Raw genomic sequence first — 9,421 nt, 5'->3', positions numbered from 1 at the left:
TGCGATATCAGACTATTGTTTTTATTACTTTGAGTGATTTCTAGACAAACCTGAATTTACCTTTACTAAGTTCAAAATTATCTTGTTGGCTTAACTACCTCACCCACTCGCCTATAAACTCTCTTTGTTATCTCTTCAGTTGAGTGGCCCAGCAGACGGCTAGCATGAGCTAACTCGATTTCGCTAGCGGCTTTCGGCCTGATATCCTTGAACTGGAACTGCCTAATGCTAGTAGCCAGCGCGGGATCACCATCAGTGGCGGCTTTTATCGCAGCTTTCTCTCTTGCGTCGTCCCACCTGTTGCGCAACATCTGCTGGCTCATTCGAAGTCCAGACGCATTTGTTATCAAAGTTGACGTGCGGATTCCATTGACGGCTCTGCGTTCTTGCAGGTCGTCGATAAAGGTACTCAGGCCGGATTGAATACCGTCATCTTCCAAGCGCAGACGGAGACGTTTTTCGGTCTTGCCCTGACCAATCAGCAAAAAGCCATTGCTCAAGTCGGTGGCTGCAACCTTGAGCACATCAGCGGGACGTTGGCCGGTCAGGTAGGCCAGATCCATCGCGTCCTTGAGTTCCTGTACTGCTTCCGCGTATACCGCGTTCCATACGGTTTCACCGGCATAATAGTCACGTGGCTTTTCCTTGTTGCGGCGAACGCCAAAGCAAGGGTTTGCTTTGTCAGTCAGCCCCCATTCTCGTGCAATGGTAAATGCATGGGAGAGCAGGGCGATCTCACGATTGGCCCTCACCTTGGCTGTCCTAGCGTCACGATACTGCGCTACTACCTGAGGCGTGATCGACTCAATAGGGGCGCCCTCAAATGCTCTTCTTAGCTGCTTGAGTTCCTTGCGGTTGTCGGATTGGGTGCGTATCGACTTGCCTGGGATGATTTCCTTTTCGTAGCGATCAAATACATAGCTCATCAGATGGGTAGGCTTAGGCGGTGTTTTGCGCTCCAGTCTTGCCCATTCCACTTTGGCCTGATCGAGGTCTGTTCCGAGTGGTATTTCCTTCCGCTTCCCGTCGGTAGTTCTCCCGTCGTAGTAATACGATGTCCAAGTCTTTCCACTCTTACCCTTACGGGTGCGCCGTATCATCCGTGGTGGCAGGTCTCTATTGGCTTTACTTCTCTGGCGCATCAGTCAGCCCACCTTTGCAAGGTCGAGCGACCATGTTTCAGCCACGGTATTAACAGCGGATGGTTTGACTCCTGACAGTTTCATTCGGGCATAAATCCGGCCAACTATTGGGCGGCGAGCGCCTGTCAGAACAAATTCCCAGTGGTTTTCGGTCAACCACTGGATCTGCTTGGAGGGGATCTGATAGCCGGTGATGGTCGCCAGTTCTTCATCGGCAAGGGTTTCGCTTTGGACTTCCATCATCATGCCTCCGCATCCAGTTGCGCAGGGTAGGCCGCCAGCCACATCTTCGCCGCAAAGGCGCTAAGCTGCATGCGCTGTTTGTTCACCCTGCCGACCATGATTTCTGTGCCTTGGAACGCTTGCCAAGTTTCGACAGCGAGTCGCAGTGACGTTGTGACATTCGTCATCAGTTCGTGGTCTTCAAGGGTGCAGGCTGACGATGCGGCATTCTGCTCGCGGGCCAGGTTGGCGCCACGATCAAAGCCGCGCGCGAAGGCTTTCTTGCTTGCTTTAATAAGGAAAAACGCGGTCGCAATCCAACCTACGAGCAGGCCGGCGACGATGATGTAAGTTTCGATTTGCATGTGCTGTTGCCTCATTAGAGCCCGCCGCCGGACAGTTTTGGTGAGAGGACGGCGACGGGGTGTTGCATGGAGTTAGTTAGAACGTGGCTTCATAGAGCGGCACGTTGATGATGTCGCCTTCGATCTTGGCGCGCACGGTGTTGTAGGCTTCTTCGAGCACCTTGTCGGCGCGCACCAGTTCGTACCACATGACCAAGCGGCCTTCCTGAATGCGGTAGCGGAAGCGGGCGGGCACGCAGAAGGTATCGCCGCCGAGGAACGGCTTGAGCGCAATGAAGAACTCTTCGGGGATACGCAACTGGCCAGCTTCGCCTGCGCGCCCGTCGATCTCTTCGTTGTAGGTCAATTGCACCTGGCCGTTGTCAAGGCGAGTGCCTTGTCGGAACGTGATGTTCTTCTTGGCTTCCAGGGTGCGGCTGATTTCTAGCATGTCGGCAGCGCTTGGGGTGTTCTCATGCTCGGGGTGGTGAGTGATGTCTTTCACGTTGTCTTCGATGAATTCGGCGAAGGTAGCCTGGTCCATGCGCTTGCGATCCTTTTCCTTCCAGTTGCCCCATTCAACGGTAGTCGGGCAGCGATACGTCGCTTCATGATCGCGCCACGCGGGTGTGGCCGGATCGTGGTAGTCGATGACTGCCGTGAAAGTCCGGCCTTCGGGGCCGTTGCAAAACACTGCCGTGGCCTGAGTGGAAAAGCGATTCACGTAGCTGATGAACGACTCGGCATCGAGCACGGTGAGCTTCTGCTTGATGCGTGAAGGTGCGGGCAGCAGGTGTTCCAGGCTTTCGATGCTGACCCCGTTCGGTACGAGTGCCAGCGGCGCAGGTATGCCCGGGACCTCCATTGGTTTGCCGAGGGACTGAGCCAGGGTGACCAGGTGCTGTAGGGCTTGTTGCATTGGATGTGCTCCAGTGCGCGAAAATTTGGTGAGAGGTTGGTGGGGCGGGTGTTACTGACTGGCCTGGCGCAAAGCGCCAGGCCCGGGCTCCTCCACGACACTGCGCAGCGGGATTTCCTGCTGGCGTGGGTCGCGGCGGGTGATGTTGCCTTCGGGCGTAAGGAAGAACAGGGATGTGCCGCGAGCCAGAACGGGCTCTTTGGTCTTAACGTCGGCCTTCACGGTCATCTGGCCGCAGCCATCAGGCTTGTAGGTGAGCTTGATGGTTAGATCGCCGCCCTTGCCGGTCATACGGATGGCGTCGATCAGGCTGTGCTGGGCTTCGGTGAGTTCGTCCAGTAGGCCACCGGCCTCAATGTCGCGGAGGGTGTCCATAAAGGGACGTGCTTTGGTGTTCATGTGCTGTGCCTCATTGGTTGTGTCGCCCCTGATCGGCAGGGGCTACCGTTTGAATCAGGCCGCTTGCTTCGTTGCTTGGGCGTCGAGGTAATCGGCCAGGTCGTGGAGGTAAACAACTGGCTTGGCGCGGGCCGAGCAGTGCAGCCGCTTAACCACCAGCGCGATCCGACCGGCCTTGATTTCGCTCAGTAGGTAACGGTCGGTACGTATATGCGTGAAGTACTGTTCACGCACGGCGGTCAAGCTTGGGCACGGCGTGGCGAACTGGCGCCGGAGTTGTTCCAGAGTGGTTGTCACGCGGAATCCTCCCCTTGCCCCTCCTTTTGGGGCACCAACTTGAGGCGGATCAGTTCGGCGAGACCTTCTTTGCTTTTGCCCTTGGCCGCTGCCAGGACGTTGCCTTCGACGTCCGCAACGACGGCGCCGTAGGGATATTCCGGGCACTTCACCGGCGTCACATAAGCGACCTGGCCTTCGGAGATCACTGCATCGACACAGCGGAAAACTTCGGCCAGCTCGACCGACACGCAGGGCAATGCCTCCAGCAGTTCAACGGCTTCGGCTGAGGCGCCGATCAACGTGGCGCGGCTGATTACCGTTGGGTGGTTGAGGTACATCGGCACCAATTTCAGGGCGCCTACAGCGGAGTTGATGGCGTTCGGCGTCTTCATGCTGCTGCGTCCTTGTTGGTGATAGTGATGTCCAGCTTCTTGGCGATCCACTCAACTCCGGCTTCCTTGACCATCACTACGGCGTAATGCGCGGGCTTGCCGATCGTTGGATTCCAGCGCACGCGAGCGTCCGAAAACAGGTAGCCGCGCTCGCGGTGGGCGCTGGCCAGGTCGCCTGATGAGTTGATCACGCCAAGTTCCCGCAACCTGGTGCGGAAGGCGCGGGGCTTGAGCCCGAGCAAAGCTGCGGTTTGATCCAGGGTGCGGTTCATGGATGCGGCCTCAGGCTGTGAGATGTTCGGAGTGTTGCTGGATGCGGCGAACCATCAGGAACACCTCATCCAGCGAGCGCAGGAACTCCTCGACCGTGCCGTAGTTAGTCAGCGTTAGATCATCCTTATGAGCAGCTACCCCGGCCTCGCTGACGTGAGGGTTCACGGCTGGTGCATCGGCCCGAAAAATATGAATGACCGTGCCGCCGCGGCGACGAATGAGGTCCGCTTCGTTTTCAAAGCGCACGTCGCTGATGACGAAGCCCAGCACCTCGCCCAGCGCCTTCGTCATGTAATCGAGGTTTTGTTCAGCGAGCTTTACCCATACATCTGGGTGCACGGTGTTGCGTGCCCACTCAGTGCCCATCGACTGCATCAGCTGACGTGGCGAGCGGTCGAGCCAAGCCAGTGGCTGCTCCTTGCGATCGCCTTCGAAGTCGGTAGGGTCGAGGTTGAAGATCGCCATCAAGCCATCGCGGAGCGGATCAGCGAATGCGTAGTGCTCCAGAAGGTAAGTGCCAACCAGGTGTTCGGCGGCTGTCGACTTGCCGGAGCGGGCGCGGCCAGTGAGGCCAATCAGAATAGGCCTCATGCTGCGTCGCCTCCCCATGGGCCCAGGTCATCGCTGGCGGTGGCGGTGGGGGCGGGAGCAATCGTGGCGCGACCCAGATTGACGATGACCAGAAGGCCGGTGTTGCGCTGGATGCGTTCTACGGCGGCGGGGCTGGTTGCCGCCGCCGGGTGAAGGTAGACCGGGCAGCGGGTGTTGCTGTGCTGTGTCGTTTGCATGGTTCGTACTCTTTGGTGAGAGGTAACTATGCAAACGATACAAATACGTATTGATTCAGTCAATGCGTATTTGAATTGATTTTAGGCTGGGCATAAAAAAGGCACTCATCAAGCGTGCCTTCGTGCTGATAGCTACTTAAAAAATTTCGAGCTTGGAGAATACAACCCCGCAAATCGTGGCGTCTTGGCCCAGCTCAATAATTGGCTCCGGCCACGCAGGATTCAATGGTTTTAAAAAGCGTCTGCTTCCCTCCATTACCAGCTGCTTGAAGGTCGCTTCCTGGCTTTCGACTAGTTTTGCGATAACAAGCGATCCATTTTCAGCCTCCTTCGCCGGGTCGACGAAAATTATATCGCCGTCACGGAAAGAGCGGCGCTCGTGTTGGTTGAACATAGATAGCCCCCTCACACGCAAAGCGTAGCTTTGGTTACTGTGAGAGGCGGCGCAGGGAAGCCAGAGCTCTGCATCATCGAGCGTTTTAACGTCCGTGATTTCGCACCATGCCCCAGCTTGAACCCACGATATCAATGGTACATATCCCTTGATGGTTGGGCCCGGCTCAACATTATGCTCCTCGGCTGCGGCGCCATTAATTTGTTTGGCCCCCTGGTCTGATTGATCGCCCCCCTTCCACAGCCAGTTGCTGCTGACCTTGAGAGCCTTTGCAATCTTTTCGACGTTTTGGTGGCGTGGGCTGGCAACTGCGTTGGTCACAATCCTATGTATCGTCGGTTGGGGAACGCCAGAGCGCCGGCCAAGTTCGCCTTCGGACAAATTCATCTCATGCATACGCTGAGCAATGCGATCGCCAATCACTTTTTTCCTGCCTTGATTCAGAAACGTATCGTCAAGTGTATTGAATCGATCAATACGTTTGTGTATTGTGGCGGTCAATGCGAAAGCGCATCGGTGATTGATATGACTATTCAGCAAATGCTCGCGGAGTTACTGAGCACTGGTTTATCCCAGCGCGTCATTGCAGAGCGTGTGGGTACGACACAGCCAACAATTAATCGGGCAGCCAAGGGGGCGGATGTTCGGTATGTAACGGGAAAAGCTATTGAGAGCCTTTATTCCCAAGAAAAAGAAGCGGCTGGCTTGAAATTGGCAGCTTGAAAGGGTGCCGGACTGGGGCCTCTCACCAAAGATCCCCCAGCCCGGCTACGACGACACACAGCACATGCATATCGGTCGTGGTCGTAGGATAGGGCGTGCCCGTTTCTATGGCTAGACCGTAAAAGAGGTATTTACGGTTATGAGTCGAACAGATCAATCACCGGCCACTGGGCCGGTTCTTTCTCTGCGCAAAGCGATCTACCGCGCGGCCCATGATTACCGGGGCGGCGTGACTGCTTTGGCGCTGGACATGGTGCTCGATTACGACAGCCTGCAGAAGAAGGTCAAGCACGACGAAGAGCGGCGCTGGCTGGATCCTGACGAAATGGAAGAGGTGATCAGGCTGACCGCCGATCCTTGCCTGTTAGATGCCCTGGTAAGGCCGGCGGGTGCCGTTTGGTACAAGCCAATTCCGGTACCGGCAACTGCCGATGCGTTGAAGGCCGTCGGCAAGATGCTTGAGGAGTCAGGCCAGTTCGTGGCCTGCATGCACGACGGCGCCGCCGACAACATCTGGGAACCCCACGAAGTCCTCCTGCTGGAACAGCGCGGCATGGATGTTATCCGCGAGGTGCTGGGCATCATGGCTGGTGCGCGCAAGGCTATGGAGGGCACTGACAATGTCTGATGATATCGATATCGCCAACAATGCTGCTGAGCATTTCCGACAGCTCGCACTGGCGAGCCGTCCACGCCCAACGTGCTCCCTCAGCGCGCAATTCTGTGAGGATTGCGACGAGCCTATCCCGTTACTTCGTCAGCAGACGATCCAGGGTTGTGCTACCTGCGTCAGTTGCCAGGGGTTGCGGGAGCGGCGGCGATGAGCGAGCAATCCACCAGCACAGCGATATCGTCCTGGGCTCGCCGCTACATCGAAACCTTTAGCCTTGCCCTGGTCCCAATTGACCCTGGCGAAAAAGCGCCGAAGGGCATGGGCTGGAACAAGCCGGGCGGTTACATCACCGACCCGGTTGCCGCCGAAACATTCTGGCAGCGCAATCCAAATCACAACATGGGCGTAGTGCTCGGGCCTAGCCGTGTCTGCTCGTTGGACGTGGACGATGTGCAGTGGGCGCGGTTTGTATTGTTCGACCAGATGGGCCTCGATCTAGATGCCATGGCAGTTGTTTATCCGACCATCGTGGGCAACCCTTTGCGGTTCCGCGTGCTGTTTAAAATGCCGGATGACATTGAGCTGACGCGCCACTCGCTTTCTTGGCCCAATGAGAAAGACCCCGATGGGTCGATTCACAAGGGGTTGATGGCTCGCGCGAAAGCGGCAAAAGAGCAGGGGAATGCTGCAGGCGACGCTGCTGCGAAAGCCGAGGCTGAGGAATACAAACGCTTCACGGTGTTTGAACTTCGTGCGGGCCTGGTGCAGGACGTGTTCCCGCCATCGATTCACCCGGGCACTGGCAAGCCGTACACCTGGCGCACGCCGCCGAATGCTGCAGATGGTCTGCCGGTGCTTACCAACGAGTTGCTGAACATTTGGCAAAATTGGGATGTGTTCAAACGCAGCGCCGAGGCCGCGTGCCCTTGGGCACCGAAACCGAAGAAGCCCGCCGCGAAACCTATCAAGCGTGCTCCACCTGCTGACGGCAAACCCTCGGTGATTGATGAATTCAACCGATGCCACGATGTGGAAGAGCTGTTGCGTGCCCACGATTACATCAAGCGCGGTAACAAATGGCTGTATCCACACAGCAGCACCGGGCTACCTGGTGTGACGGTCACTGACCGCAAGGTCTATTCGCACCATGGCGCGGATCCGTTGGCCAACGGTCACCAGAATGACGCGTTTGAGGTGTTTTGCCTGCTGGATCACGATGGCGATCAGTCGAAGGCGGTGAAGGAAGCCGCCCGGATGTTGGGTATGCAGCATGCGTCGCGCCCAGCCACACAAGATGTTCCCCTGGCCCCATCGGCGGATGCCAGCGAGCAGGACTCCAGTGCGACGGCAAGTAAGGCAGCTCCTGCTGCTGATGGGGGGGCGGGGGAGGTGCTGACCTATGAACAAGTACTGCGGCGTTACGTGCTGGTCGAAGGCACCACGCAAGTGTGGGATCTCGACAAGGCGCGGGTGATGAAGAAAACCGCTTTTGAGGCTCGCGTCGGCAAGCCATTGGCGAAACAGTGGGTCGACGATACCAGCAAAAAGCTGATCTCGGATGACAAGGTCAAGGAGATCGAGCAAGCCCGCAAGATGGCTGGCAAGAAGGGTGGTGTACTGAACCTGGAGCCGATTGAACGGTACGTGTACATCGATGGTACCAAGGACGTTTGGGACCGGGAAAAGAAGCGGCGGGTTGCTGAAGGCGCGGTCAAGATGGCCCTCGGCGATATGTACGGTATGTGGTTGAACAGCCCGGAGCGGCGCGTGGTCGATGTGGAAAACATCGTGTTCGACCCGACGATGACCAAGGATCCAAACATTTACATCAACACGTTCGACGGTCTGCCAATGGAGCCGGCGCGCGATGATGCCGCGTGCGAGAACCTGCGGTGGTTGATTTCATTCCTGTGCAACCACGACCAGTCGTCACGAGATTGGCTGGTGAAGTGGTTGGCGTACCCGTTGCAGCACTTGGGCGCGAAGATGGATACGGCGGTGCTGGCGCACTCGACGATGGAGGGCTCGGGCAAAAGCCTGCTGTTCGCCGATGCCTTCGGATTGCTCTATGGGCAGTACGCGGCTACGGTCGGACAGACTCAGCTCGAAAGCAACTTCAACGCCTGGCAAAGCCGCAAGTTGTGGGCGGTGTTCGAAGAGGTCGTGAGCCGTGATCAGCGTTATAACCAGGTGGGCAAGATCAAGCACCTAGTGACCGGCAAGACGGTGCGCATGGAATCGAAGTTCATCAACGGTTGGGAGGAAGCCAACCACATGAACGCCGCGTTCCTCAGCAACGAGATTATGCCCTGGCCGATCGCGCCCAGTGACCGGCGAATGTTGGTGCTTTGGCCGATGAAAACACTTCCGGTTGAGCGCCAGAAGGCAGTAGGACGAGAGCTGGAGAATGGCGGCGTCGCGGCGCTGTACGCGTGGTTGTTGTCAGTTGACCTGGGCGGCTTCGACCAGCGCACCAGGCCGCCAAGCACTGATGCGCGTGAGCGGTTGGTGGCACTGAGTCGGGCCAGTTGGCAGACTTTCCTGTTCCTCTGGCAATACGGCGAGCTTGGGCGTGATATGTGGGGCGCCTGTTTGTCTACTGACCTTTACGCAATGTTCCTAGAGTGGTGCCACCGCAACAAAGAGCATGTGATGAGTCAGACGAAGTTCTCGTTGTTCATCAGCTCGGAGGTGGACAAGACCCGCGCCATCCCCTGGACGGATGGCAGTAATCGCAAGTTCGCGGCGTTCTTCTTTCCCCGCGATGAGCAGGCTTCCCTGCCCCCATCACTCAGCTCGGCCGACCTGGGCAAAGCGGTGGTTGCTTGGCGGGCTGCGGCGCGCCTGGCGGGATGGAGCGTCGACAACTGGGACCACATTAAGGCGGCTGCAGCATGAGTCCTTCTAAAAGTGTGTTGGGTGTGTCGGGTATG

15 protein-coding genes are annotated in these 9,421 nt (G+C 57.4%); 4 read left to right on the top strand and 11 right to left on the bottom strand.

Going from position 1 to position 9,421, the window contains the following annotated elements; genetic code table 11:
• Window positions 1–77 precede the first annotated feature (77 nt).
• The 11 genes from ACP7B3_RS02915 to ACP7B3_RS02865 form a co-directional block, all read right to left on the bottom strand.
• Entirely contained in the window at window positions 78–1,142 is a 1,065-nt protein-coding gene (locus tag ACP7B3_RS02915; RefSeq protein WP_426177742.1) for a tyrosine-type recombinase/integrase, read from the bottom strand.
• A gap of 3 nt (window positions 1,143–1,145) precedes the next feature.
• The gene (locus ACP7B3_RS02910) at window positions 1,146–1,382 is read right to left on the bottom strand and encodes a DUF4224 domain-containing protein (RefSeq protein ID WP_124418880.1); all 237 of its coding nucleotides are present in this window, start codon (window positions 1,380–1,382) and stop codon (window positions 1,146–1,148) included.
• Window positions 1,383–1,384: 2 nt separating this feature from the next.
• Window positions 1,385–1,729 carry a hypothetical protein gene (locus ACP7B3_RS02905; RefSeq protein ID WP_426177740.1) on the bottom strand — a complete coding sequence of 115 codons (345 nt, stop codon included), beginning with the start codon at window positions 1,727–1,729 and terminating at the stop codon, window positions 1,385–1,387.
• A gap of 76 nt (window positions 1,730–1,805) precedes the next feature.
• A complete protein-coding gene (locus tag ACP7B3_RS02900) occupies window positions 1,806–2,627 on the bottom strand; it encodes a YfdQ family protein (RefSeq protein ID WP_426177738.1) in 822 nt (273 codons plus the stop codon).
• Window positions 2,628–2,678: 51 nt separating this feature from the next.
• The gene (locus ACP7B3_RS02895; RefSeq protein WP_426177736.1) at window positions 2,679–3,026 is read right to left on the bottom strand and encodes a hypothetical protein; all 348 of its coding nucleotides are present in this window, start codon (window positions 3,024–3,026) and stop codon (window positions 2,679–2,681) included.
• Window positions 3,027–3,080: 54 nt separating this feature from the next.
• The gene (locus ACP7B3_RS02890; RefSeq protein WP_025856656.1) at window positions 3,081–3,323 is read right to left on the bottom strand and encodes a pyocin activator PrtN family protein; all 243 of its coding nucleotides are present in this window, start codon (window positions 3,321–3,323) and stop codon (window positions 3,081–3,083) included.
• Complete coding sequence (locus ACP7B3_RS02885; RefSeq protein WP_124417594.1) at window positions 3,320–3,697, bottom strand: hypothetical protein; 378 nt, start codon at window positions 3,695–3,697, stop codon at window positions 3,320–3,322. Before ACP7B3_RS02885 ends, ACP7B3_RS02890 begins: the two co-directional genes overlap by 4 nt.
• Window positions 3,694–3,969 carry a hypothetical protein gene (locus ACP7B3_RS02880; RefSeq protein ID WP_426177733.1) on the bottom strand — a complete coding sequence of 92 codons (276 nt, stop codon included), beginning with the start codon at window positions 3,967–3,969 and terminating at the stop codon, window positions 3,694–3,696. The genes ACP7B3_RS02885 and ACP7B3_RS02880 overlap by 4 nt, the downstream gene beginning before the upstream one ends.
• Before the next feature lie 10 nt (window positions 3,970–3,979).
• On the bottom strand, window positions 3,980–4,561 hold the full coding sequence (locus tag ACP7B3_RS02875) for a deoxynucleotide monophosphate kinase (protein ID WP_426177731.1): 582 nt from the start codon (window positions 4,559–4,561) through the stop codon (window positions 3,980–3,982).
• A complete protein-coding gene (locus ACP7B3_RS02870) occupies window positions 4,558–4,758 on the bottom strand; it encodes a hypothetical protein (protein ID WP_426177729.1) in 201 nt (66 codons plus the stop codon). Before ACP7B3_RS02870 ends, ACP7B3_RS02875 begins: the two co-directional genes overlap by 4 nt.
• A gap of 136 nt (window positions 4,759–4,894) precedes the next feature.
• Window positions 4,895–5,539 (bottom strand): helix-turn-helix domain-containing protein, encoded by a 645-nt coding sequence (locus tag ACP7B3_RS02865; protein WP_426177727.1) that lies wholly within the window; start codon window positions 5,537–5,539, stop codon window positions 4,895–4,897.
• Between the two features lie 3 nt (window positions 5,540–5,542).
• On the opposite strand from ACP7B3_RS02865, the gene ACP7B3_RS02860 reads away from it, so the two are divergent.
• The 4 genes from ACP7B3_RS02860 (at window position 5,543) to ACP7B3_RS02845 (ending at window position 9,386) form a co-directional block, all read left to right on the top strand.
• The gene (locus ACP7B3_RS02860; protein ID WP_426177725.1) at window positions 5,543–5,875 is read left to right on the top strand and encodes a hypothetical protein; all 333 of its coding nucleotides are present in this window, start codon (window positions 5,543–5,545) and stop codon (window positions 5,873–5,875) included.
• Between the two features lie 139 nt (window positions 5,876–6,014).
• Window positions 6,015–6,503 (top strand): phage regulatory CII family protein, encoded by a 489-nt coding sequence (locus ACP7B3_RS02855; protein WP_069023708.1) that lies wholly within the window; start codon window positions 6,015–6,017, stop codon window positions 6,501–6,503.
• A complete protein-coding gene (locus ACP7B3_RS02850; protein ID WP_426177723.1) occupies window positions 6,433–6,699 on the top strand; it encodes a TraR/DksA C4-type zinc finger protein in 267 nt (88 codons plus the stop codon). The genes ACP7B3_RS02855 and ACP7B3_RS02850 overlap by 71 nt, the downstream gene beginning before the upstream one ends.
• Window positions 6,696–9,386, top strand: a complete 2,691-nt coding sequence (locus ACP7B3_RS02845) for a bifunctional DNA primase/polymerase (RefSeq protein WP_426177721.1) — start codon at window positions 6,696–6,698, stop codon at window positions 9,384–9,386. Before ACP7B3_RS02850 ends, ACP7B3_RS02845 begins: the two co-directional genes overlap by 4 nt.
• Window positions 9,387–9,421: the final 35 nt, after the last annotated feature.

The organism is Pseudomonas sp. TWRC1-2 (assembly GCF_049896685.1).
GTDB lineage: Bacteria > Pseudomonadota > Gammaproteobacteria > Pseudomonadales > Pseudomonadaceae > Aquipseudomonas.
Note: the sequence above shows the minus strand (reverse complement) of the source record. Positions and strands in the feature narration are given on the sequence as shown.